Consider the following 23,985-nt stretch of genomic DNA (forward strand, 5'->3'; position numbering starts at 1 on the left):
TCAGAATGTAAAAGAAGAATAGGAGTCATCTAATCCTACATGAGGATGCCCTTCTTCGTGCAACGCTTGAGATTGTTGTTCCTTGGCCTTGGTAAAGGTATCAAGGCTATTTAAGAAATAACTTAAAGGCTTGGAACGACGTTTGTTGAGCTCAAGAATCATGGTTTTAATGAACTGGCCTTCCTCTGATTGAAAGCAAGCCTGCTCAAAATCATATTTGTTTCTCCAGTTAGGATGATGGGTGATTTTGGGAACTGGCAATTTATCACAGGCTAGCTCATACAAGGTATTCGCCAGAGTTTGCCGTTGCAATCGCTCCAGATTCATTTCATTGTCTTTATAAACAGAGGATTGGTAATAAGCGGCAGACGTGCTCGTTTGGGAACTGCGGACCATTTTTGTAGACGAGATCACAAGACCTTTGACATCACTAATAATAATGTCGCCATCCTGATTCAATAGAACATTGCTGGGTTTCAGATCCGTATACCAAACATCATGTTGGTTTAATTCTATAAAGAACGCCAGGAACTGGCGTGCATACAAAAGAATTAATGGGTTCAAATCGATTGCTGTTTCGTCGTTTCCTTGTTGGTGTAATTCATCAAAAAGCCTTTCAAGGCTACCGTGTTCATAATACTCACTACATTCCAGATAAGTTACTTCGTGACGGTCGTCTTCGAGCTGACTGAGAAAATAAGGTTGAGGGATCTGTTTCATGCCCGCGATACGTTCCCGCGCTATTCTGGGTGAAATCCCTGCGGCATCCTCGCTGCTGTTCAATCTTAAAAAGCGGACAACACAATGCTGTTCTTTTGCCAGGGAGATCCTAACAAGAGGGTTATTGCCGCCACCCAGAGAGGCTACTTTATAATGCGGGTTGATAGCGGTAATACAGGCTTTAATTAAGGTTTTAAAACTGTCTTTGCCTTCATACTCTCTGTAAAGTGAAACCAGATTAATTTGCTGGAAAAGGTTCACTACTTCCAATCGTAACCGGTGCTTATTAATAATTTGTTCAACTTGTCTTTGTGTCCTAAACAAAGGATGGTCGGCAAACCAGGTTCGAATGGGTTGTTCGGCTTCTTTTTTTACAAAGGTTTTTTTATGAAATGCAATCAATTTATCGAGGTAATGTTGCAGACGTTCAGGATTATAGACTTCACAACGATTCATTTTTTTTAAAATGCTATTGAGTTCATTAATTTGTTTTCTTTTTTGGCTGAGCAGGCCGCCAGCAAGCGGGAGTAGATCAAACATAATTGTCCATCCTTGGTTATCTTATGTTTTAACTATAGACAAAAAATTAAGCATCTGATCATTCTTTATTCAATTTGGAAAGATTGCACTACATACACCAGGATTCAGGGACGTCAAAAAAAAATTTCTTCACTAATGATATGCTTAATAATCACTTAAGCTGCCTTTGCTAAGATGAAATCAAATGATAGTTAGAAAGTGAATATCATGAGCAATAATAAAATTTCACCTCGTTTAGCAGCTGGCTTTTTTGGTGCTCATTATCATCCCAAGACTGCTTATAAGGATTTGGCACCGAATGTTGTTGGTGTTTCTCCTAAACAGGACGACACGACAAACATAGCAGAAAAAAAGCCACCTGTAGTGCCAAAATTGAGAGAGGCCGTAATGAAGTCCCTCATGGAGGCGTCGTTACAACCTCAAAATCCGTTAGCGATTTTTACAAAAGATTAGCTTTTAGCGACCAGGCGTTTAAATAAAAGTACTGGCTTTAAAAAAGGGATTATTCGTTAATAATCCCTCTTTATTCACGATGCTTGCTCTTTAGTTTTATTCTTGTATTATCCCGTTCCCTTTAAATAATTTTGAGAAATAAGATGACAAGACTAACGTATACTCCTGAGCAACTCTTAAATCTAAGAGCCTACGCACCCAAAGAAAAACCAGCGGGAATACCGGAAGAACTTTGTATTTCCAAATACGGGAATATAGACACCCTATTTAATGGCAGAACAGGGACCTCCTGTAGGCCCGTTGAAAAAATCAGGTTTGAGGATGATTCGAACATTGGAAACTCACCATTGGTTTGCCTCTAACTAGATTGGTCGTGAATAAGAATCAGTCATACCCGATAGTGTTAAACGTTTCTTTCAATCATCCAGCTTGAACGTGGTGCTATTCTCCCTTTCCTCTGTGATTTGACCCTGACTTCCTTTATCGGAAGGTGTTACTAATACAGGAGGGAAATGTTGATGATCGATAGGCGACGTTGGCTCAGGCGTTCCTCTACCCCCGAGCCTTTTTATTATTGTAGTAGGACTATGCTCAGTTACAACATTTACTACAGTATCAACAAGGCCCAATACAATTTTGGCCAGGTCTGGTTCTTGTTCAAACGCAGGGCCTGTTTCTTCTATGAAGATTACCGGGCGTAAGTCAGGATCGTCCGGAGGACCAATCTCGTTAATACTCACCTGCAATTTCACAGCAAATAATTCGTGAACGCTTGCAAGAAGCGAGTGTTTCGCTAAAAAAACCAATGCCATAACAGTTAAACAACTGACACTGAGAAAGAAGCTAGGTGGAATTAGACACATGAAGGCTACTGTCAGGGTTGTAAAACCGGCCGCTAATAATTTAACCCATACGGTTTCTGAAGAGCGTTCGATTAAATTTATACTTCTTCTTTGCTGGGCCTGCTTTTCCCAGGGAGCAGATCTATCGATAACAAAATCAATGGTTTTCTTGTGTCGATAATTGATAAACAAGGAACAGACGCTTTTCACGACATCACTAAAGCTACTGGCAATAAAAAGGCAGGCAGGAATTATAGTCATATGCCCTATAGCCATTAAAGCTAATAGATAGGCGATAATGGTTAGTGTTTTTGCGAGCGTTTCGAAGAATAAATAATACACTTTACGCGGGTTGGTTGTCGTACCATAAGCCAACGTGCTGCGCCAAATCCAGCTAAGGGTCAGACTGTTATAGATGACGCCAAGCAGTGGCATATTACGTAAGATAGAGACCGATTTAGAGAGCCAGTGAATGAGTGGGGGGGCAATTCTCTCAATCCAGATAAGAATGGCATGTCCTGCGCCACTGTTATAAGCCCAACTGCCCAAACCAATACTGGAGAGGGCGCCGGCAATAAGAGTCCACCAATAAGAAGGCTTCGTTTTATCAATTACTTTTAACAAGTAACCAAGATGATGATGGCCATCATGATAAAGATGGGTCAAAAGTTCATAAAGATTTTTAGAGTTCGCAAAGAGTTTTTCATAGGCGCCCTCTGTTTTAGAATCAGCTTTAGAAGCACGGTTAGGCCTATTTTTTTTAACGGCAAGACTTCCTAAGATAGCGAGAAGAAGCGGATCGTTCTCATCTTTTAACTCAATGAATTCAAAGAGATCCTGGCAAGGATAATTTAACTCGAGGCATTCTCTTTCTAAACTCTCTTTGGTAACGTCCAAATTTGCCCCTTGCAAATAGCGTAAAACAATGAGCTTAAGGGTTTTGGCTTTCCTATCACTTAATTTCGGCATCGTTGAATCTCTTCTTCATTAAAAGACCACTTTCTTATGCTCAGTTGCTTGAATTTGGAAATTAGAGCGTTTCATAGGCGTATTTAACGGCAGCACTTATTTGTAGTGACTTGATAAAACGCATACGCTTGGATGTTCCGGGCGGATCGTAAGAAAATGGTGAGTAGAAGACAAGATCAAAAAGCATTATTTTATTTCAAGATAAAATTAAATTGAAGCCAATGAGGGCCTGAGTGCCTTTTAATGCATGTTGTACTTCCTTATAATTTGACCGATATCATCGATCTTGCGATGTTTGTCATTTCTAGCTAATTCATCTTCGATGACAAATTCGCCAGGCACTGAAACATTTGAAGAGAGGCAGGACCTACCACTATGCAACGATTACCTGTATTAAAGCCTGGTGATAGTGTTGAAATTATTGCACCTGCCTCCCGTTGTACTGATGAGGTATTGAGTGATCTGAACGATTTGCTGGGGTCATGGCAATTAAATTGCATCATTGATCAAGCTATTTTTGGTAATGACTTGTTATGTGCCAATACCGATGAGATACGCTTCAATCTGTTAAGAAAGGCTCTATTAAATTCAGCAACCAAAGCGGTTATTTGTGCCCGTGGCGGCTATGGCAGCATGCGGTTACTGCCCCAACTAAGTCAAATAACACCGGTAAATCCTCCCAAACTCTTTGTTGGTATGAGTGATATCACTGCGATTCATTTGTTTCTCGAGCAACAGTGGCAATGGCCAACTATTCATGGTGCGCTTGCAAGAGATAAATTTTCTCCTGAATCGATTCTTTCATTAAAATCAATCTTATTTGGAGACGTGGAACAAATTAGCTTATCGGGTTTGCCGCTGAATGAACTTGCTGCAAGCGATAAGGTAATCGAGGCGAGGTTAACAGGAGGAAATTTAACCCTGGTACAAACAAGTATTGGCACAATATGGCAACTTGATGGGCAAAACAAAATTATTTTTTTAGAAGAAGTAGGCGAGCGAGGCTATCGTGTTGATCGCATGCTGGAGCATTTATCCCAGGCAAGTGTTTTTAAAGAGGCAGCAGCTATTTTATTTGGTGATTTTCTTACTGGCAATGAGCCAAATGGTTCTTCTCTGGTTAAACCGGTACTGGAGCGATTTGCGCAAAACAGCCCCATTCCCGTTGCACAAATAGAAGGAATTGGGCATGGTTATACAAACTTCCCTCTCTTATTGGGAGCGGTGGCCAAATTGCAATTGGGGGAGCGAGTCGAGTTAACTTGTTTTAGATAACAATCAATTAGAGTCTTTTTCCAAACTATTAAGAGACTCGTTAACGTTTTTTTATCTTTCTCAATCTCAGGGAGGATTAAATTGAGAGATCGAAAGTTCCTGAAATTAGGTGAAAAACCACTTAAAATGGCCTGCCGTTCCATTGATAAAATCGCTCAACCTTTATTTGAGTCATTTGATTTGACTTTTTTTTCTTATAAATTATCACAGGGGGATAAATTTATATTTCTAACCAATAACTATCCCTGGCTTAAGAATTGTATTGATAAGGACTATGCGACTTACCTCTCATCATTTCAACCTGAGCATGAGATTATTATTTGGGATGCGCTTCCTAAAGATAATCCGGTAATGGTTGTTTATAACGATGCGAAAGAAAATTTCAACATTGCTCATGGGGTTACTATTATCAAGAGTAGTGGAGCCAAAGAAGAGCATTTCAATTTTGCGACAACCAGAGACCATTATGAAATGAATAATTTCTATTTTCAGCATCAGGAAATTCTTGAACGCTTTATTCTTTATTTTCGTGATAAAGCGAAAAAAATTATTGATGCTGCTTTGACGCATGCGCTTTCTTTGCACGAACTGGGACTGATTAAAAGCGCTCTACTGCAACAAGAGTTTTATCGTGAAATCGATTATTTTATAGAAAATACCCAGATTAAAGCGATTCAGATCGACGTGGAAGGAGAAAGTATTGATCTTAACTACACGTTAGCCCATACGGGCTATTATTTGCTTCAGGGGCTAAGTACGAAGGAAATCGCAAGAGCCTGTTATGTTTCAGTAAAGGCAGTGGAAGCAAGATTGGCTAAATTGAGAAAAATAACAGCCACTAAAAATAAAAAAGAGTTAGTCGACTTTTTAAATAAAGGGGAGGTTAGAAAAGCCCTGGATTTAGCCTTACAAAAAAAATCAAGGCATGTACATAGCAAACTGGGTTGGATGAGCAGGCTTCTTTCCTAGCCAGGGTGCAACCCGGGAGTGTTAACTCCCAGATGGCGAAGTGCTGGTGTCATCTGCCTGTTAACGTTAAAAAAGGGACAGGCAAGTCATGATGATTTTGGGCTCTTGTTGGATTAAAAAAACCACTTTGTCTTGCTGTGACTGACAGGTCGTAACTTAATTGCTGGTATTTGCTCTGGCTTTGGGTATAGGCGCGTACCCTCATTTCAAATTGCCCAAAAATACCATCAGCAGCCAAGGCACTTACTTTGGAAGAAAGACCATTATTTCCAGGCTTCCCGTTATCAAAAGTAAACTCTGGGTGTGATTGGGTGATGCAAATGTTTTGATCTAAATTTTCTGCTACCGTATCAAGGTCAAAACCACTACTGGTTCGAGTTGACGCAGTGGCTGTCAATCCATGTGCTGTATCCAGATTATAACCTTGATGATGCAGAAAAATGACTGCCAGGTTTTCTCTATTACTGCGCGCAATTAATCTACTCTGGGTAGACAAGCGTGCCGTTTCCTCTGTCGTTGCGGCTTTCGGAATAAGGCGTTCAACCAGATAAGCTGCTCTTTTTGGATCGCCTACATCTTGATACAGGGTTCCATCATACGACGCTGCAATAACCTGAGAGCCACGGCAAATTCCACATAAAGGTTTGGGTTTAGAGGCTCGTTGCTGGATATAGACCAGGCTAAATTCTAATGCATCGCGTCTTGCATCGGAGAGCTCACCGTTTAAATAGTTAGGCAGTTTGGTTTTTAAATGCAATGGTTGGCCATAAAAGCGTGGGTCAATATCCTGGCCGCCGGGGATTAATACTCCATCAACCTGGTCAAACATGGATTTCGCATAGGCATAAAGTGCTGCCATTTGAGGAAACTTTGTCGGCTCATTAGCATGAAGTTCCCGCATGGTTTCGATCATGACCATGGGGAAACTGATTTTTTCCTTTTTCCAGCCTTCAGCAAAAAGAAGAGAAATTTCCAGTGGTAACAGGTGGTTATTTTTAGCAGTAATTTTTGCTAATAAATCAGCTTTTAACCGGTCTATCCTCCGAGAAGCCAATTGATTTAATTCAGTAATTTCTTTATCCAACTCGACTTCGTTGACAGTTGGGCAGTAATCCATGCGGACGGGATTAAGGTTGCGTGCCGCCAACATTGTTTCGGTCAGTGATCCGGCTACACCAGGCATACTATTATTCCATGAAACCAAGATGGCAGGCTGGCTATTTTTAACATGGATCTTATCAAAGTAGATGGTCTTATCGGTTACCAACTCGGCTACACCAAGCCCATCATCAGCGCGGATAATAACCTCTCTGGCGGTTGCTCCACCAACGATGGAAACATAGTCCATCGGACAGTTTTGCCAAATAACCGAATCAAATACTTGTAAATTATTTAAAGAGCAGTGGGAAACAGGGCATTGCTTAAACAAAACCTGTTGCAGTTGGCTATGGTCAAAGCTGGTACCATTAAAGGAGCAATACTGCGCTTGCGTGTTTTTTATTGAGGCTTTATTGAGTACGGTGTTATTAAAGCTGCAATTTTCTATGTTTAGATTTTCAATCTTTGCGCCACTGAGATCACAACAGTCGAAGCTACAATTTTTTATTGTGACAAGCCCAGAAAAATCCAGCTCAGTGAATAGTTCTGTTCTACGTAATACCTGAGTAGACGTAACCATACTTTCGTCAGCATTTTTTCCCGGGATTTGAAAGACCGCTTTCTGAGGTACTGTAAAATGAAGACTTTCCAGAACAGGTAAAAAACCATGGGTCTGTAAGTAGTCTGCCAGAGACAATTTTTTCCCTTTGCCAAGCTCTTTTTTCTTTTGAGCCAAGTCATCTAACAGGGTTTCGAATTCTTGTTGGGAAATTGGTCGCATCATATCTCCAAGCGGCCTAACTATTGATGTAACGGAGAGCGCTTTTGTTTAAACGCTGCTGCTAAAACAAAAACTATGCATGGATTCAAAAAGCCGTTAACAACGTATGCCAGGGTAAAAGTTTATAAATTATACTCGATGAGTAAATTGTGATCAATAAGTGTTGTGAAGAAGTCGGAGTACGAGGCTTCATGCCCCCTATGCAGAAAGTTGGCAAGGTTTAGTGGCGAGTCATGCATTAATAAAGAAGGCATGATATGGTAAGGTCTTTGCAGACATAACCAAGCGGTCACACCAGGTCGATATGGAAGAGGCCTTTAGGACATGAAAACCAGTCAATGGATAGTCACTTTATGGCTGGGGTTGCTCAGGTGCAAATGGTTGTCAGCAGTTATTGGTACTCCAAACCCTTGTTAGGTCAATCAGATTCAAATAGGTTAGCTATTGGGTGTTTGAATCCAAATCAATCCGACCCATTTAAAAAGGTTTAAAGTGAATTACTATTATGAAAATTGTTATTAAGGTGGGTACACAAAGCATCTTGTCGCATGATGGAACACCATTTGAACCCATCATGAAGCATTTGGTTGAGCAAATCGTAGCCTTACAGAAAGCCGGGCATCTTATTGTTCTGGTTAGTTCTGGTGCAGTTGCTTCAGGACGTAAGGTAGCGCAACAGCTGCTGGGACGGCAATATGGAAGTTCGATAGCCGAAAAGCAAGTATTGGCATCTCTGGGGCAACCTGAACTCGTTCATATTTATGCTGCGATGTTTAGAGCGCATAAAATCCTCGCTGCGCAAATTTTACTGACCAAACAGGATTTTCGAACCCGGCAACACTATTTAAATATAGCCAGATTACTGCGGGAAATAGTAGAGCAAAAAAATATTATTCCTATCATTAATGAAAATGACAGTGTTTCTATTGAAGAACTGATGTTTACCGATAACGACGAATTAGCAGGTCTTATTGCAGCGCAAATGAATGCTGATAAATTAATTATCTTAAGTAATGTGGAAGGGGTGTATACAGGCCACCCGGATTATGCTGACTCGGAATTTATTCCTGTTATCGGACCTGAAAAAGGCTGGCCTGCAGTATCTGCAGTAAAAAGTACGCATGGACGCGGCGGCATGATTAGCAAGCTTGGCACCGCCCGCAAAATGTCCGCTCTTGGCATTACTACCCATATAGCAAGCATCAATCAACCTTCCGTGATTATGCGCATTATTGCAGAAGAACAAATTGGCACTATTATTTTGCCTGCCAAGAGAAAATCAAATATAAAAAGATGGATTGCGTTTAACAGTGAAAAAAGAGCAGGTTCAATTTCGATTAATCCCCGCTTATATCAACTTTTAAAAGAAAATAAACGTGTTCTAAGTATATTGCCAGTAGGGATAGAGAAATACGACGGGGATTTCAAGCGTGGTGATCTTATAGAGATTCGGACCCTCGAAGGGGAGAAAATTGGAATTGGTTTGGCTAAATATGATGCTAATAAATTAGCTGACTATGTAGGGCAAAAAGATAAGCCTATCTTTATTCATTATGATCATTTGCATATTTTCCAGGAGATTTAAGTGAAAGAGAAAGTAATGACGGCACTTAAAGCAGTAAAAGAAGCCAGCCAGAGCTTAATTTCATTCAGTGAAGCGAAGCGCAACGAAGTACTCCTGGATCTTGCCAAGACCTTAGGCGAAGAAACGCAACAAATTATTGCTGAAAACAAGAAAGATTTGGCCGCGATGGATCAGGCTGATCCCAAATACGATAGGCTTCTTTTGTCGGAAGAGCGGGTTCATGCGATCGCCTCTGATGTTGCATTAGTGGCTTCTTTGAAACACCCGCAAGGCCGCATACTTGATGAAAAACAGTTGCCTAATGGTTTGCGAATACAAAAAATTTCCGTTCCCCTGGGCGTAGTGGCTGTGATTTATGAATCCAGACCAAATGTGACCATTGATGTTTTTTCTTTGTGTTTTAAAACAGGCAATGCATCTGTACTTAAAGGCGGTAAAGAAGCTTACTATAGTAATCAATGTTTAGTATCCCTTATCAATAAGACTTTAAGTCGCCACAATATTAATCCTGATGTGGTCTATTTATTGCCGCCAGAACGCGAGGCCATGAATGTTCTTTTGACCGCAAATGAGTGGGTCGATGTTTGTATTCCAAGAGGGGGGCAAGCGTTAATTAATTACGTGCGTGAGCACGCCAAAATCCCTGTGATAGAAACGGGTGCTGGTATTGTTCATACCTATTTTGATGCCAGTGGGGATAAGGAAAAGGGTCGTCTGATTATTAACAATGCTAAAACCAGGCGAGTAAGCGTTTGCAATGCCTTGGATACCTTGATCATCCATGAGAAACGCCTGGATGATTTATACCATTTAGTTGAATTGCTTGCTGAAAAGAATGTTGAACTCTTTGCCGATGAGTTAAGTTATAGAATGCTTGAACAGTCTTATCCTAAAACATTGCTTCATCAAGCCGGCCCTGATGATTTTGGCCATGAGTATTTATCTTATAAGATGTCGATAAAAACAGTTTCTTCAAAAGAAGACGCTGTTAAACATATTCATGACTATACCTCGGGTCATAGCGAAGCGATTATTACAGAAGATAAATCAGCCGCTGACTATTTTATAAATCAGGTCGATGCGGCGGCTGTCTACGTTAATGCCTCTACTGCGTTTACCGATGGTGGGCAATTTGGGATGGGGGCTGAAATTGGCATTAGCACGCAAAAATTGCATGCTCGGGGGCCCATGGCATTAGAAGCACTATCTAGCTATAAATGGGTTATTTTGGGTGACGGCCATATAAGAACATAGCCATAGAGTAGGACGATTAGGTTAATCCTCAATTATTTATTTTTATAATTAGGTTCTATAATTAATTTAACTAATCCACTAGTGAAAAGATTATGCTTTTACGTAAATCGATTTTGGTTGGTATGAGTATTTTTCCCTTCTTTCCTGGTGCTGCCCTGGCTGAACCTAATTCGGCTGCTTTAGAAATCACGATGCAGGCTTTACGGCAGTGTTATGAGGTAGAACATAAAACAGAGTCTGAAGTCGCTATCTGTATGAATGAACGAATAAGACAAAATCCAAACCTTATCTATTTTCAGGCTCATCTATCCGGCGATATTCCCGGTGATTTGGAATTGATATTGTATAATCATGCTGGTTACACAACAAAATGCGCGCTCTATGCTGGAAGAATAATTGAGTTAAGGCAGTGCGTGAATTATCAAGCCCCCCCTCTTACCAATAGCCAGGAATTATCCATTACTCCCCCGAATGAATAAAAGCAAGGGATTGTGGACAGCATAAAAGAATGGAATTTTACGCGTATTTATTTTGGGTACTCCATGAGCTCTGGCAATGGTGCAATTGTTTGTTGCCTCTCGCCCGTACACAGTCAAATATCTGTATTCCCTGTGAACAAGAATTTTGTTGGCCAAGGATAACTATTGTATGTACAATAGTGAATTTTGTGATCATTTAAAGCGCACAGAGATTTATTTTTAGTACAAGATGATAGGAAACTTGAATGGCTACGAATCGGGCAGTTATGTTGGCAATGATTCATGAAAGAGATCGGAGGTTTCTTCTGCATTCGGGCGTCACTCTTGAAAAATTCACGTCCAGTATTTTGCACGCTTCAGCCTCTTCTCCCGACATATTACAAGTTCATTTAGAAAAAATGGCAACCCTTGAGGAATCCGAACGCCTTGCCTTGTTGAATGAAAAATATCGCGGAAGGACGCTTTTACATGCAGCTGCACGATATCCGGCCTCCTTAAAATTGGTTTTAGCAGCTTATTCTGAGGAGGGGCGCAAAGAGGCAGTGCAAGAAAAAGATCAGGAGCTGAAAACCGTCTTGCATTTAGCAGTTGCAAATCCTGAGTCCCTGCAAATCATTTTAGACTTATATTCGCCGGAGGAATTGCTAGAAGTTGTCCAGGCAAAAACAGCACAGGACGACACGACTTTGCATCTAGCCGTTCCCTATGTTGAATCCTTCCAACAGATTTTGGCCATTTACCCCCCTGAGAAACAGTTAATGGCTCTGCAGCAGACAAATAAAGGTCGTCTCAGTGTTTTGCAATTGATCCTGTCTTATCCCAAGACCTTAAAAACCATGTTGGACTCCCATGCTCATGCTATTTGGAGTTTACATCCGAAGAATGGGCGAGAAACCCAAGGCGAAATGGAACCCACGATGTGGCACATCGCTGTCAAAAATCCGGACGCATTGGAATTGCTTTTACAAGCATTACCGGAAGCAGGGCGGGTGCAGGCCGTACAAGGAAAACTAGCAGGTCACAACCTGTTGAATTGGGCGCAAGATAATCCCAATACTTTGCGAGTTATCCTCCGATATTTACCTGAGCTGGCTCGACTCCCCTTACTTTTGGAGCGAGGCCCAACTGGTAGCAATATTTTGGAACGACTGGAGATGAGCTCAAATTTTTTGAGCCTTGCAGCGATTTTGGAGTCGTTTCCTGAAGCGGCAGGCTGGATGGGGGAAGCAGGTGGTAAAACACGCTGGTTACCGCCATTTAATACAGCGAATAATCCTGCCAAGCTGATGCAGCAAATGTTAGTCCTTTATGATCATATAAAACAATTAAAACAGTGTGGTATGGAGCTATCCGATGCTAAGGGTGTTGGCAAACAGACGATTGAGTTGGCAGACAGTTTAGTTTTATCACTGAATCAATTTATCAAAGCAAAGAAAGGGCTTGATGTTCCCGCAATTGCGGCTACGCAAAAGGAATTTTGCATGAAGCTTGGTCAAGGCTATAAAGAAATGAGGACACGCTCCGAATTGGTAGGCGCGATTATTCTCAATATTGCCATCGCGGCCACAGTGATAGGTTTTCCTTTTGTGTTGGGTAAATTATTTAGTACTGGCAGTGGTTTTTTTATGCAAACCGAAAGACAGTACAGGGTATCTGCAATCAGGGATGCTTTCCTCACTTTGGAGCAGAATAACGATTTCAGGACAGCGTTGCTAACACCGGGTGGTGGTGGCATGTAGTTATCTTCCATTTATTCTCTGTGTGATAGTCATTCTTTTAGGATAAATCTTAAAATGGTATTTCCTTGATGTTCAACCTGTTCACGCCAGACTGAAAGGGCTCTGACCCATATGAGCTTGTCACCATAGAGAGCCTGGTAGACGACGCAAGGCTCTTCCGTATTTTCATCAATGGCGATGGCCAATACTTTATACAAGCGCTCTGGTTGACGATAGTGAGCATAAAGCCCTCCAATCTTAACCGCTTGCTCTGCTTGGTCGATGGTTTTTTTCAAGGTATCAGAATTGTGCATGGCTTGGCTCTCCATTTAAAGATCAACGGGTTTTCATTAGCCTGTTCTCATTATCGACCTTAAGTATGACAGTTTTGCCTTTTAGCGTCATTTTGCGCATAATAGCGCGTCTAAATTATTCAGTGGGTGAAAAAATGGGGTTAATGGATATCAAAAGCGGTCGTGACGTACCCAATGAAATTAATGTAATTATCGAAATCCCTATGCATGGGGAACCAGTAAAATATGAGGTTAATAAAGAAACAGGCGCTTTGTTTGTCGATCGATTTATGACAACAGCGATGTTTTATCCTACCAATTATGGTTATGTTCCAAAGACGTTGTCCGAAGATGGTGATCCGGTTGATGTCTTGGTGGTAACCCCTGTGCCCTTAATCAGTGGTGCCGTGATTCCTTGCCGTGTGGTTGGTATGCTTAAAATGACCGATGAAGCAGGCGTAGATACTAAAGTATTGGCTGTCCCTACCAGTAAATTGAGTAAAATGTATGATCACGTGAAAACGTATGAAGATTTACCTCATCCCTTGTTGCTATCGATTGAGCATTTTTTCCAGCATTATAAAGATTTGGAAGAAGGCAAATGGGTCAAGGTAGACGGCTGGCAGGGACCAGACGCTGCTCGTAATGAGATTATTTCAAGCGTTGCTCGTTTTGAACAAGATCAGTGAAAGAGGTTTTTCGTAAAGGCAGAAGGGTTCTTCTGCCTTGCTGGTTGTATGGGCCTTTGTTTGGCTAATTTTTATGTTCAGTTGTACTGCTTGTCTTATCTTCTTGTAATATCTGCTCCAATTCGCCGGAAGCTTGGCGGGAAAAACTGATTAATTCGTGTTCTTTTTCAAAGAAAGCAAACGATCTCCGGAGAGAGCTTTCATCGTGCTGAGCGAAAGCATGTGCTTTTCTGCGCATGCTGTCAGCACTGTAGCCCAAAAATTTCATAATTTCCTGGGCCATCGTTAATGAAGAATCAAAAATTTCGCGTTTAAAATAATCGACGCCGGCTTTATGCAACTCATAAGCATGACGGCGGTTGCGGGCTCGAGAATAGATGGCCAGATGGGGGAACTCTTCCTTGCATAATTTAACGATTTCAAGGCTGGTATCAGGATCATCGACCGCTACAATCAACAGTTTGGCTTGCTGTGCGCCAGCATTTTTCAATAAATCAAGGCGTGACGCATCACCAAAATAACCTTTAAAACCGAACTTCCGCAGTAATTCTACTTGTTCGGGATCTTTTTCTAATACCGTAAGTTCGATGCCTTGGGCTGTGAGAAAGCGGCCGATGATTTGTCCGAAACGACCATAACCAGCGAGAATAATGGGCTGTTGCTTATCGATAGCATCAAATTGGCGTTGAGGAATTGCACTCATAAAGGAGGGGACAATGAAACGTTGATAAAAGAGCATTAAAAAGGGGGTTGTTGCCATTGAAAGGGCAACGGCAAGTGTATAGAAATTGGCTTCTGCTAATGAAATTACATTGACTGAGCTGGCGAATTTGAATAATACAAACGCAAACTCACTTCCCTGAGAAAGCGCCAGAGCAAAGCCGACAGTTTGTAGCTTGGTTAAACCAAAACCTTGCCCGAGAATAAGAAGGATGAGGGCTTTGATAGCGATAAAACTGACTACCGTACCCAACAGTTGCAGGGGTTGAGTTGATAGCAAGGTAAAATTCATTCCCATACCAACTGAAATGAAAAATAAGCCAAGCAGTAAGCCTTTGAAGGGTTCAATATCGGTTTCTAAAGTACGTTTATATTCGGAGTTGGCTAGTACGACGCCTGCTACAAAAGCACCCAGGCCAGGTGAAACACCAATAGCCTGCATTAATAGAGTAATACCCACAACCAGGGCTAAGGAAGTAGCGGTGAACACTTCCCGTAAATTAGTTTGGGCAATGATGAAGAAGAAATGACGCGATAGGTAATGCCCTGCAACAATAATCGCTGTGATAATACCCGCAATTACTCCGGCATGAGTCCATCCTGAAAGTGCGTGAAGGAAGCTGGTAGAATGGATGGCTGTATTTGGCTGAGCTGACGGGGCCAATAAGGGTATAATAATAAGGATTGGGATTACAGCGATATCCTGAAACAATAATACGGCAAAGCAGGTTTCTCCTGTTGCTGTGCGCATCAGGTTTCTTTCCTGCAACATTTGCAAAACTAGCGCGGTGGACGATAAGGCAAGCGCCATACTAATTGCCAGGGAAACATGCCAGTCGAAACCGAGCAGGATGCCGCTCATAGTAAGCGCCATTGTCGTGAGCGTAACCTGTAACCCTCCGAGACCGACAATGGCTTTTCTTAAACGCCATAAAGTTTCTGGCTCCAATTCCAGACCGATAAGGAAGAGCATCATGATCACACCAAATTCAGCAAAATGCATAATTTGTTGTGCATTACCTATAAATTTGAAGCCAAAAGGGCCAATGAGGACACCAACAATGAGATAACCGAGTACAGAGCCTAATTTAAAACGACTGGCGATAGGTACAATAACACAGGCTGCTGCAAGGAATGTAAAAACATTAAAAAGAAAATCATTATTCATTCGTGTCTTGTTTTGGTTGGGGAACTCTCAGAGTATACCTGAACTCGACAAGACAACTAATGGTTTGTTTTTCTCTACCTTGCAATTACCCTGGGAGATTAAATAAAGGCGCGTGCCAGGCTGCTATCGGGTTGAGTTACTCCCACATTTTCTCTGTGACTTGCGCTGGTCTTCGGTTCTATGAGAGGGCTGAAAAACGTCACTTTATCTTGTCGAGGGGGATTATTCAGAGTAAGCTCTGACATGACTTCTTCTAAATCAGGCATAGGATCTAGCTCTTCTTCCTGCAACACTGCAGTTGATTGCGAGGCGATTCCCTGTTGTGCGGGAGTCCGCGAAGCCACTATGGATTGTTGAGCGACTATGGGTTCTTCGAGCGCTGCTAGTGAGGTCCCTTGTTGCCCTTGGTAATCTTGAATCATATCGGCTACTACGGAAAGTCTCATCATTAAATCAAGCAGATTTTTTCTATCCTTACTTTGCAGTGAAAAAAGCAGGTTGCTGAATTCAGTAACCGCATGGTCAAATTTTTGTTTTTGGGGTTCTGAGGCAAAGGTTATGCTTTCCAGCATCGCCCCAGTGATTGCACTGCCTACAACAGCACTGACGGATTGATCCGGTTTTGGGGTAAAAAAGTGAAGCGGATGACTTGCTGTCACAGTTGTTTCTGGTTTAGGGCTTTCTCTTTTAAAATAAGTCTGCATCCAATTAACGAGTAAATTAGGCTGCTCTGAACGAATAGCAAAAGAGGGGCTTTCTTGTGGAGGCAAGGTGGAAGGAACTACAAAATAATCTTTTGTCGCTTGAAAAGTATCAATCATATCTCCTGGGTAGGTCACAAAATTATAACCCAGGGCTGCCCCTAGCCACATTACGGCCGGGCTTTCTTCCGTCAAATAACCTACAGAACGCTGGTACCAAAGGTCATAACCGCCTTCTTGTTCATGGCGCTTGGCAAACTCGTGAGCGGTATGTTCGATACTCTTCTTTAATTGTTCGGTTGTTTCATAGAGTTCCCTAATGGCAACTTTATTTTTTTGGAAATCAGGTAGAGAATCAGTCCAATCCTGCCATCCTACAATTTGGAAACTCAGGCCGGCACGGCGAGCAAGACTGTTGATAAGGGTTATTTTTTCTTTAGTGCTTTTATCACCATGCGCCTCGTTAAATTTTTTGACTGAGATGCCAAGAGGGGCCAGGAAATGTTGTAAATTACTTTCAAAATATTGAGCACCTAACTTAAGAGCATCCTGTTTAAGTTGATTGATTTTCTCTTGGGAAAGGGGTGCTTCCTCGGAACTTTGCGGTTTTAAATTATGCCAATAAACCTCATCTGCAATGAGCAGCGTGGTGTATTGATGGTGTCGCAATGAATACTTGAGTGCTGCCTCCAGATACTCCCCTGCGCAATATTCGTTACCTACGATACTAAGAAGCATCAAATTAGTTGTGCTGCTGAGATCAGAAAAATTCTTTTTGGATTTTCCTTTACCAACAAAATTAGCTTTTAAAATGGGGCCTTTCCCTTTAACTCTAGGCATCTCTCTTCTCATTTCAGCAAAATGGACCTTAATAATACAGATCGAGTATTAAGTTATCCTTAAGACAGTCCGAAATGTCGCATTATATCGATTGTTGTATTTTATGCATAACATGGACATTAGCTGATGTTTGGCAGGGTATTCAGCGCGCTAACTATTGAGCTGTTTATTAACACAATATTAGGGGCCTTCTAGATTCTGAGGAAAGCAATCACGCAAACCAGCTAGAATGGAAGTAGTTCACATAACGCCAGTGCCTGATTGCAATCCGTGCTGATTAAGACGAGGTTGCTTTGGAAATCTCCTTCACCGGGGGAGTCGAGGATTGTAAATGCATCATCCCTCGTACTATCGTACCTAAAATCTGGATAGTGGGTAGATTTTTACTTTGTAAAGGATCGGCGCTCAAGATAGTCATGTCAGCCAGTTTGCCTGGTTCGATACTACCTTTGTCTTGTTCTAAACCATAGAGTAAGGCTGCATCGATTGTAAGTGCCTTGAGTGCATCAGTGAGATCCACCTGCTCATTAGCGGCAAATCGGTCGATACACGCCTTTGTCGGAGGGGAATCCCAGTTTTGTATTTCACGGGTGTTCATGAACTGAATCATTTGTAAGGGGTTGGGGGCTGTGGTTGGTGAGTGGGCATGAGCACTGATTGTGCCAAATGTCCTTTTAGCGCTGGCTAAGGGCGTATCTTTATAGAATCCGTTGGGGTTAGGTATTCTTTGGCATAAAGCCTCACCCCAATAATACAAATGGGGTACAAACCAATTGACAGTCACCCCTAACTGGCGCATACGCTCTAATTGATCCTCGCGTACAAATTGGGCATTCACAATGATTGGATGAAACAGCGTCTCAGGATAAAAACGTTGTACTTTCGCTGTAAGATTTAAGGCCAAATCAATGGCTGCATCACCATCGCACTCCAGCGCCACCGGTGTTTTTGCACGGCCTGCAGCCATCAGGATTGCTTCCAGTTCTCTGGGCGAGTAATTCAGAGGCCCCTTCCATTCCAAATTAACGTTTAAATAAGAGTGGTTGAGGAAGGCCCTGTATTCATTTGCAGCACCATCAACCTGGATAGAGACGGGCCCTGGATACAGACGCGGCTTGTCTTGATAGACCAGATCCATTCGTTGTTTTTCAGGAACACTCGCGGGATTAACAATAATATCTACCGGAAAATCATCCTGTTTGGTTAATTGCTCATAACGACTGAGCCACTCAGGTTGGGCTCGTGCTTCAGTGACTGTCGTATAACCTCGTTGTGAATAACGCTTGGCTGCCGTCTGAATCCCTGCTGTTACTTGCTCTTCTTTAATTAGAGTTGCCAATAAATTGTATAAGGGGGCATTGCGAATGACGCCGTCCTGATTAATTTTATCAGCCAGGGAGGGTACTTTTTTTATCGCAGCCTGATTAAGCAATGCCTGGTGGCCTGAAGAAAAGAAGACTATGATGGGTTTCGTGGTACTAATTTTATCCAACATCGCCTGGACAAGAGGTTCTCCTTGCATACGCATTTGATCGTAGCCATTAATAATGAGCCATTCGTCATTCGTGTTCAGTTTATTTTTTATTGCGGCTAAAAAAGCGGAGGTTGTTTTGATTGGTTGCCAATCAGGCTGCTCGAGGGCATTCGTAGTGGATAAATCAATAGCGTGGTCGGTTAACCAGCCATAGAGCAGGAATTGTGAGTGAGTATCGATAAAGCCGGGTGTTACGACTGCACCTTGCAAATCCACCAGTTGGGTATTTTTACCGCGGCAGTTAGCTACTAATGTTTGTTGTTCTCCAACGGCTACAATACGGTGATTAGTGACTGCAACAGCCGTAGCGTGCGATTGATTGGGATTTAAGGTGATAAAATTGGCGTTTATAAAGAGAGTGCTTGCATTTTGACAAAGAGTATTATTGGTGACCTCAGCGAATACAAAACAGGAATAGGTTAACCAGGCAAGCCCCGCGACAACGATTTTGCGCATATGTTGCATCATTCACATCCTAGTGTAAGGCATATCATAATCCTAGCGTAAGTTATTAAGAACTGGCAAAGATTTTCACGCTTCCACAGTAATTGAATGATAAAAAGTTGAATTATCCCTTCGATTTGGCCCTATAAAACGTAGTTTTATGTGTTAAAAAATTGTTGAGATATCCTGACAGGACCCAATAAAATTATTATTGTTAAATTCCTCTTGTACACTAATTTACAAAACGGTCAGAGTCGCGTAAAGTGAATGCGGTTTTTGTTTATTTTTTACACGATTATTAAGGTTATCTTAAGCTTGCCCCGGTACAATAATCTTTTTGTAAGCGTTGGAACAATAGAAAAGGAATGCAATGAGTAGTAAACACACGTTGTCCATTTTCAGTCTCACAATGATTACGGTGGGTTCTGTAGACAGTATTCGCAATTTACCAGCTACAGCCCTTTTTGGTAGTCAGTTGATTTCCTTCTTTATTTTAGGTGCATTGTTTTTTTTAATTCCTACGGCACTGGTATCCGCGGAGCTTGCCTCTGGATGGGCAAAACAAGGCGGGATCTATATCTGGGTAAAAGAAGCGTTTGGTAAAAAAACAGGATTTTTAGCAATTTGGTTGCAATGGATTGAAAATGTGATTTGGTATCCCACCATTTTATCTTTTGTGGCTGGAACAATTGGTTATTTAATTAACCCCTCTATGGCATCTAACCCTTATTTCCTCTGGATAGTCATTGTCAGTGCTTTCTGGGGCGCCACTTTAGTCAATCTGCGTGGTATGCGTTCCTCTGCCTTGTTTAGCAATGTTTGTGCGCTCTCCGGTTTACTGTTGCCTATGGCTTTAATTATTGGCTTGGGCGCTGCCTGGATTGTTGGAGGTAACCCTTTGCAGGTGCAATTTGATTCGGCAAGTATCAGCCCGCACTGGCAGGACAGATCCATGTGGGTTTCGCTAACAGCAATTATGATGTCTTTTTGCGGTATTGAGATTGCTACTGTGCATGCTAATGACGTCGATAATCCGCAACGCGCTTTTCCACGCGCATTAACTTATTCAGTACTTATCATTTTGAGCACGTTGATTTTAGGTTCACTGGCGATTGCCGTTGTTTTACCCCATCAAGAGATTAATCTGGTTGCTGGTATTATGCAGGCCTTTGATGCTTTTTTTGCTAAGTATCATTTGATTTGGTTTATGCCTTTGATTGCCTTGATGTTGGTTATGGGAGGGCTTGGTGGTGTGAGCAACTGGATCATAGCACCCACTAAAGGTTTGCTGGTTGCTGCTGAAGATGGCAATTTGCCAGAGGTGTTTCGACGTACAAATACCCATGGTGCGCCTATTGTCATGTTAATTAGCCAAGCCGTAATCGTCACTATTTTATCTGCATTGTTCTTATTTATGCCAAGTGTCAACGGTTCTTATTGGTTATTAACTGCGTTGGCAGCGCAACTTTATATGTTGATGTATTTGTTAATGTTTGCTGCTGCTATTAAATTGCGTATAAGTGCGCCGGAGCACCCACGTGCCTTCCGCATTCCAGGTGGTATGGCGGGCATGCTCCTGGTAGCCGGGATTGGTATTGTAGGGGGGTTAACAACGTTGGTAGTGAGTTTCATGCCGCCAGAAGGAATTAATGTGGGTGGTGTTAGCCGTTATGAGTTGACCTTGGTTACAGGGTTGTGTTTGATGTGTTTGCCTCCTTTTGTCAGTTCCTGGTTTCAGTCACGTACTATTCGTGTTCAACAATTGGGAACAGATTTAGTCTTGTAACAGGCTGGTATGACTATTGAACAACTCTTGCTTGCTTTGGAAGCGCGACTACCCGAATTGGAATGGAAAGTGAGTTCATTGGTGAATGCACATTTTTCCACCAAGTCGTTACCCAGGGGGTTATTTCATTCACAGGGGGATGCAAGTGCCTCTGCTTTTATTAATGAAATTAAAGCCGATATTCAAAATTTGGCGGCACAGAAAAACCAATCTTGTGCGTATTATCTTGCTCAACGAATCAATCAAAAAATTAATGTCTTGGTAACCTTATGCAATCTCCAGGATAAAAAGCCAAAAGCAAGGGCAACCATCAGTTTTGGAGTCAACTTAATCAGTACACGACAGCAGTGGTTACAATCTCTGCAAAGTGATATTGAGCGTCTATCAGCACAACAGCAGGCCATGGTTAAATCTCAGCAACTCATGCAGCAATCTCATACTGATCTGCAAGCTTTATTAAACTTGCAAGCAGAATTAGGTGAGGTAGAGAAACGCTTAACGCTTGCAAAAGAAACCTTGGCGCGTGCTACAAATTGAGTTTGCTATAAAAGCATGACTGCATTATAGGCTGCCAAGCGACGTCTAGTCCGCAAAAGAGGTAGCCTGTTGTACGTGAACTAACCAAATCCTATGATTACTCGCTACTGTAATCCAGATCCTCACTCAGCAGTTTAGCGAAGGCTGCAGCACTCATTGGTTGGCCGTAAAAAAATCCCTGTCCCTCATCACATTGGCACTGCTGTAAAAACTGCAGTTGTGCTTCGGTTTCTATGCCTTCTGCAAGCACTTTGAGTTTGAGGCTATGTCCCATAGCGATAATTGCCTCAACGATGGATGCATCATTTTGTTCGCTAATACAATCGCTCACAAACGATTGATCAATTTTCAATTTGTTCACTGGAAATTGCTTTAGATAGTTTAAACTGGAATAGCCCGTACCGAAATCATCAATAGTCAGGTTGATACCAATTTCCTTGAGTCGTCTTAAAGTATAGAGATTTTGAACGGTGTCATTCATGATGGTACTTTCAGTGAGTTCAATTTCTATATACTGTGGAGATAATTGGGCATTCGCTAATGCGTGTTTCACGATATCAGCAAAATTTTCGCGCATGATTTGAACGCCAGAAACATTGATTGCTATACGCACTGGCCTCAATCCTTGGGATTGCCAATCCTTATTTTGCAAGCAAGCATTCTGCAAGATCCATTCACCCAATGGGATAATGATTCGTGACTCTTCTGCAATTGGTATAAAGTGCTGAGGAAGAATGATCCCTCTCTTGGGATGTCGCCATCGAACCAGTGCCTCAACACCAATAATCTGCCCGGTTTTTAAATCAATCGTTGGTTGGTAGAGCAAATAAAATTCATTACGTAGCAAGGCATTACGCAACTCAATCTGCATTTCCAAACTCTTTTTGCTATGGTGTTTAATTGATTCGTGGTAAAGCTTAAAGGTATTACGGCCTTGATTTTTAGCCATATACATTGCCATATCAGCATTCTTAAGGAGCGTAGCAGCATCATTTCCGTCATGGGGATAAATGCTGATACCAATACTGGCAGTCACCACTATCTCATGGCTTGCCAATTCAATAGATTGTGTCACCCTGGTGAGAATACGCTGTGATACAAGGCGGATCTCTTTATGAGTATTGGCTACCAATAAGATCACAAACTCATCCCCCCCAAAACGCGCAACGGTATCACTTTCGCGAGTACAGAGAAGAAGGCGTTGAGCAATTTCCTGGAGCAGCATATCGCCGGCATTATGGCCAAGGTTGTCGTTAATGAGCTTAAAGTTATCAATGTCCAGAAACATGATGATGAGTCTGGTTTGATCACGCTTCGCATGGGCAATTCCCTGATTGATGCGATCATAAAGTAAGGTACGATTAGGTAAGCCAGTCAACAAATCATGATTCGCCTGGTAAGCAAGTTGTTGCTCCATTTGTTTGCGCAGGGTGATATCACGGAAGCTCCACACGCGACCTGCAATCTTATCATGCATCTTGTGTGGTTTAGCATGCCACTCAAACACGTTATTGTTAATAGATACAATTTCGTCAAAACGTTCCTGTTGTGGGTTTGCCTGTAATTCATCAATGTTTGCCAAGAATATTTGTGGATGCTTCAGTTTTTTGAAGATCTCATTAATGAAAAGTTGCCAATCAGGGTCTTGAGTGAATTTTCTGGGCATTTGCCACATATCTATAAATTTTTGATTGTAATATTCAATATTCCCATGGTGATCAACCACTAATAGGCCTTCTGCTGTGGCTTCCAGTGTTGATTGTGTCAGTGCCAGGTTTTTTTCCAGTTCACTTGTGCGATGGGCTACCCTTTTTTCTAATAATTGATTAAGTAAATCAAGGTTTACATTTTTGTAGGCCAGGGAGAGCGAAGTGAGTAAAAATTTGTTCGAGTAATAGCAACTGGCAAAAATAATAGGGATATAAATAAGGCCGCTAAAACCTAAAATAATATAGATCCCCCCCTGGAGAAACAGCCAAATGTTAAAAGGGATGAACGTAGGCAAAAGAAACAGGCTATAGATGCTCGTAACAGGGGAAAAAAAAGAAATTGAACCGGCGGTCATACCAAAAATGAGGATCACTACAAAGGTTTGATGGACAAGGCTTTCAGCAGGCATTAGTAAGGAGCCGGCGATTCCCCAGCCACAACCTGAGAGAAAGGTAAAAACAGCAAAAAGGATTAACCAGGTATCTTGCGATAATCGATTTTCTTTCAAGTGATAGTAAATAGCGGTAATCAGCCACAAAGTTGAGAGCAAAAGCATGTAAAAGAGCCAACTAATCAAGGAGGACCTGGGAACTACTTTCCACAACGCAATAGTAAGAAAAACGGCAGCAAAACTTTGGGCTGCGATGCCAAATGGATTTTGCTCATAAAGAAGACGGATCTGATCACTATGAATACGAGGGGCTAATGGCTCCGGCTGATCCTTTTCCTGATCATTCGGATACTGTTTTTTTGAGTCCTTTAGTTCCATCAATCAACCAGCCTCCAATCGTCAAATTTTATCTGTTTGACCGATGTTTCTGCTTCTTGATACCAATGGTATATAGCTAATTATAGTATTAATCGATTGATAATTAGGGAT

At 41.8% G+C, this 23,985-nt stretch carries 18 protein-coding genes; 10 read left to right on the forward strand and 8 right to left on the reverse strand.

The window, feature by feature from the left end:
* The gene (locus ACN4Z1_RS07880) at window positions 1-1,260 is read right to left on the reverse strand and encodes a hypothetical protein (protein ID WP_419388107.1); all 1,260 of its coding nucleotides are present in this window, start codon (window positions 1,258-1,260) and stop codon (window positions 1-3) included.
* 207 nt (window positions 1,261-1,467) lie between these two features.
* On the opposite strand from ACN4Z1_RS07880, the gene ACN4Z1_RS07885 reads away from it, so the two are divergent.
* Entirely contained in the window at window positions 1,468-1,713 is a 246-nt protein-coding gene (locus ACN4Z1_RS07885; protein WP_228364995.1) for a hypothetical protein, read from the forward strand.
* A 416-nt stretch (window positions 1,714-2,129) separates the two neighbouring features.
* On the opposite strand, the gene ACN4Z1_RS07890 is transcribed toward ACN4Z1_RS07885, so the two are convergent.
* The gene (locus ACN4Z1_RS07890; protein WP_419388108.1) at window positions 2,130-3,524 is read right to left on the reverse strand and encodes a hypothetical protein; all 1,395 of its coding nucleotides are present in this window, start codon (window positions 3,522-3,524) and stop codon (window positions 2,130-2,132) included.
* Between the two features lie 375 nt (window positions 3,525-3,899).
* Here ACN4Z1_RS07890 and ACN4Z1_RS07895 point away from each other — a divergent pair, with 375 nt between their 5' ends.
* Together ACN4Z1_RS07895 and ACN4Z1_RS07900 are read left to right on the forward strand one after the other, a co-directional pair.
* The gene (locus tag ACN4Z1_RS07895; RefSeq protein WP_228364993.1) at window positions 3,900-4,799 is read left to right on the forward strand and encodes a S66 peptidase family protein; all 900 of its coding nucleotides are present in this window, start codon (window positions 3,900-3,902) and stop codon (window positions 4,797-4,799) included.
* 81 nt (window positions 4,800-4,880) lie between these two features.
* Complete coding sequence (locus tag ACN4Z1_RS07900) at window positions 4,881-5,768, forward strand: helix-turn-helix transcriptional regulator (RefSeq protein ID WP_419388109.1); 888 nt, start codon at window positions 4,881-4,883, stop codon at window positions 5,766-5,768.
* A gap of 49 nt (window positions 5,769-5,817) precedes the next feature.
* Here the strand turns inward: ACN4Z1_RS07900 and ACN4Z1_RS07905 are convergent, their stop codons facing one another.
* The gene (locus tag ACN4Z1_RS07905) at window positions 5,818-7,650 is read right to left on the reverse strand and encodes a gamma-glutamyl-gamma-aminobutyrate hydrolase family protein (protein ID WP_419423043.1); all 1,833 of its coding nucleotides are present in this window, start codon (window positions 7,648-7,650) and stop codon (window positions 5,818-5,820) included.
* Window positions 7,651-8,152: 502 nt separating this feature from the next.
* Between ACN4Z1_RS07905 and proB the strand changes: the two genes are divergently transcribed.
* The 4 genes from proB (at window position 8,153) to ACN4Z1_RS07925 (ending at window position 12,704) form a co-directional block, all read left to right on the forward strand.
* Window positions 8,153-9,232, forward strand: a complete 1,080-nt coding sequence (gene proB, locus ACN4Z1_RS07910; RefSeq protein ID WP_419388111.1) for a glutamate 5-kinase — start codon at window positions 8,153-8,155, stop codon at window positions 9,230-9,232.
* Window positions 9,233-10,486, forward strand: a complete 1,254-nt coding sequence (locus ACN4Z1_RS07915) for a glutamate-5-semialdehyde dehydrogenase (protein ID WP_228364989.1) — start codon at window positions 9,233-9,235, stop codon at window positions 10,484-10,486.
* Window positions 10,487-10,578: 92 nt separating this feature from the next.
* Window positions 10,579-10,965, forward strand: a complete 387-nt coding sequence (locus ACN4Z1_RS07920; RefSeq protein ID WP_228364988.1) for a hypothetical protein — start codon at window positions 10,579-10,581, stop codon at window positions 10,963-10,965.
* Between the two features lie 245 nt (window positions 10,966-11,210).
* Window positions 11,211-12,704, forward strand: coding sequence for a hypothetical protein (locus ACN4Z1_RS07925; RefSeq protein ID WP_228364987.1), 1,494 nt, complete (start codon window positions 11,211-11,213; stop codon window positions 12,702-12,704).
* Between the two features lie 29 nt (window positions 12,705-12,733).
* On the opposite strand, the gene ACN4Z1_RS07930 is transcribed toward ACN4Z1_RS07925, so the two are convergent.
* Complete coding sequence (locus ACN4Z1_RS07930; protein WP_228364986.1) at window positions 12,734-12,997, reverse strand: DUF1653 domain-containing protein; 264 nt, start codon at window positions 12,995-12,997, stop codon at window positions 12,734-12,736.
* A 134-nt stretch (window positions 12,998-13,131) separates the two neighbouring features.
* On the opposite strand from ACN4Z1_RS07930, the gene ppa reads away from it, so the two are divergent.
* Window positions 13,132-13,665 carry an inorganic diphosphatase gene (gene ppa / locus ACN4Z1_RS07935; RefSeq protein WP_115222775.1) on the forward strand — a complete coding sequence of 178 codons (534 nt, stop codon included), beginning with the start codon at window positions 13,132-13,134 and terminating at the stop codon, window positions 13,663-13,665.
* Window positions 13,666-13,729: 64 nt separating this feature from the next.
* On the opposite strand, the gene ACN4Z1_RS07940 is transcribed toward ppa, so the two are convergent.
* The 3 genes from ACN4Z1_RS07940 to ACN4Z1_RS07950 form a co-directional block, all read right to left on the reverse strand.
* Window positions 13,730-15,553, reverse strand: coding sequence for a monovalent cation:proton antiporter-2 (CPA2) family protein (locus ACN4Z1_RS07940; protein ID WP_228364985.1), 1,824 nt, complete (start codon window positions 15,551-15,553; stop codon window positions 13,730-13,732).
* A gap of 98 nt (window positions 15,554-15,651) precedes the next feature.
* Window positions 15,652-17,094 (reverse strand): hypothetical protein, encoded by a 1,443-nt coding sequence (locus tag ACN4Z1_RS07945; RefSeq protein ID WP_228364984.1) that lies wholly within the window; start codon window positions 17,092-17,094, stop codon window positions 15,652-15,654.
* A 277-nt stretch (window positions 17,095-17,371) separates the two neighbouring features.
* Complete coding sequence (locus ACN4Z1_RS07950) at window positions 17,372-19,096, reverse strand: amidohydrolase (RefSeq protein WP_228364983.1); 1,725 nt, start codon at window positions 19,094-19,096, stop codon at window positions 17,372-17,374.
* A gap of 346 nt (window positions 19,097-19,442) precedes the next feature.
* Between ACN4Z1_RS07950 and ACN4Z1_RS07955 the strand changes: the two genes are divergently transcribed.
* Together ACN4Z1_RS07955 and ACN4Z1_RS07960 are read left to right on the forward strand one after the other, a co-directional pair.
* On the forward strand, window positions 19,443-20,858 hold the full coding sequence (locus ACN4Z1_RS07955; protein ID WP_228364982.1) for an APC family permease: 1,416 nt from the start codon (window positions 19,443-19,445) through the stop codon (window positions 20,856-20,858).
* Window positions 20,859-20,867: 9 nt separating this feature from the next.
* Window positions 20,868-21,395: a hypothetical protein gene (locus ACN4Z1_RS07960; protein WP_228364981.1), complete on the forward strand. Its 528-nt coding sequence runs from the start codon at window positions 20,868-20,870 to the stop codon at window positions 21,393-21,395.
* Between the two features lie 97 nt (window positions 21,396-21,492).
* Here ACN4Z1_RS07960 and ACN4Z1_RS07965 read toward each other — a convergent pair whose 3' ends face one another.
* Window positions 21,493-23,874 carry an EAL domain-containing protein gene (locus ACN4Z1_RS07965; protein ID WP_228364980.1) on the reverse strand — a complete coding sequence of 794 codons (2,382 nt, stop codon included), beginning with the start codon at window positions 23,872-23,874 and terminating at the stop codon, window positions 21,493-21,495.
* Window positions 23,875-23,985 lie beyond the last annotated feature (111 nt).

Origin of the sequence: Legionella sp. ST3F1, from assembly GCF_048553315.1 — a bacterium.
GTDB classification, from domain to species: domain Bacteria; phylum Pseudomonadota; class Gammaproteobacteria; order Legionellales; family Legionellaceae; genus Tatlockia; species Tatlockia donaldsonii.

Coding starts and splice junctions, on each gene's coding strand:
- ACN4Z1_RS07880 (WP_419388107.1), bottom strand. CDS start 1,260: ATGTTTGATCTACTCCCGCTTGCTGGCGGCCTGCTCAGCCAAAAAAGA.
- ACN4Z1_RS07885 (WP_228364995.1), top strand. CDS start 1,468: ATGAGCAATAATAAAATTTCACCTCGTTTAGCAGCTGGCTTTTTTGGT.
- ACN4Z1_RS07890 (WP_419388108.1), bottom strand. CDS start 3,524: ATGCCGAAATTAAGTGATAGGAAAGCCAAAACCCTTAAGCTCATTGTT.
- ACN4Z1_RS07895 (WP_228364993.1), top strand. CDS start 3,900: ATGCAACGATTACCTGTATTAAAGCCTGGTGATAGTGTTGAAATTATT.
- ACN4Z1_RS07905 (WP_419423043.1), bottom strand. CDS start 7,650: ATGATGCGACCAATTTCCCAACAAGAATTCGAAACCCTGTTAGATGAC.
- proB (WP_419388111.1), top strand. CDS start 8,153: ATGAAAATTGTTATTAAGGTGGGTACACAAAGCATCTTGTCGCATGAT.
- ACN4Z1_RS07920 (WP_228364988.1), top strand. CDS start 10,579: ATGCTTTTACGTAAATCGATTTTGGTTGGTATGAGTATTTTTCCCTTC.
- ACN4Z1_RS07925 (WP_228364987.1), top strand. CDS start 11,211: ATGGCTACGAATCGGGCAGTTATGTTGGCAATGATTCATGAAAGAGAT.
- ACN4Z1_RS07930 (WP_228364986.1), bottom strand. CDS start 12,997: ATGCACAATTCTGATACCTTGAAAAAAACCATCGACCAAGCAGAGCAA.
- ppa (WP_115222775.1), top strand. CDS start 13,132: ATGGGGTTAATGGATATCAAAAGCGGTCGTGACGTACCCAATGAAATT.
- ACN4Z1_RS07940 (WP_228364985.1), bottom strand. CDS start 15,553: ATGAATAATGATTTTCTTTTTAATGTTTTTACATTCCTTGCAGCAGCC.
- ACN4Z1_RS07945 (WP_228364984.1), bottom strand. CDS start 17,094: ATGCCTAGAGTTAAAGGGAAAGGCCCCATTTTAAAAGCTAATTTTGTT.
- ACN4Z1_RS07950 (WP_228364983.1), bottom strand. CDS start 19,096: ATGATGCAACATATGCGCAAAATCGTTGTCGCGGGGCTTGCCTGGTTA.
- ACN4Z1_RS07955 (WP_228364982.1), top strand. CDS start 19,443: ATGAGTAGTAAACACACGTTGTCCATTTTCAGTCTCACAATGATTACG.
- ACN4Z1_RS07960 (WP_228364981.1), top strand. CDS start 20,868: ATGACTATTGAACAACTCTTGCTTGCTTTGGAAGCGCGACTACCCGAA.
- ACN4Z1_RS07965 (WP_228364980.1), bottom strand. CDS start 23,874: ATGGAACTAAAGGACTCAAAAAAACAGTATCCGAATGATCAGGAAAAG.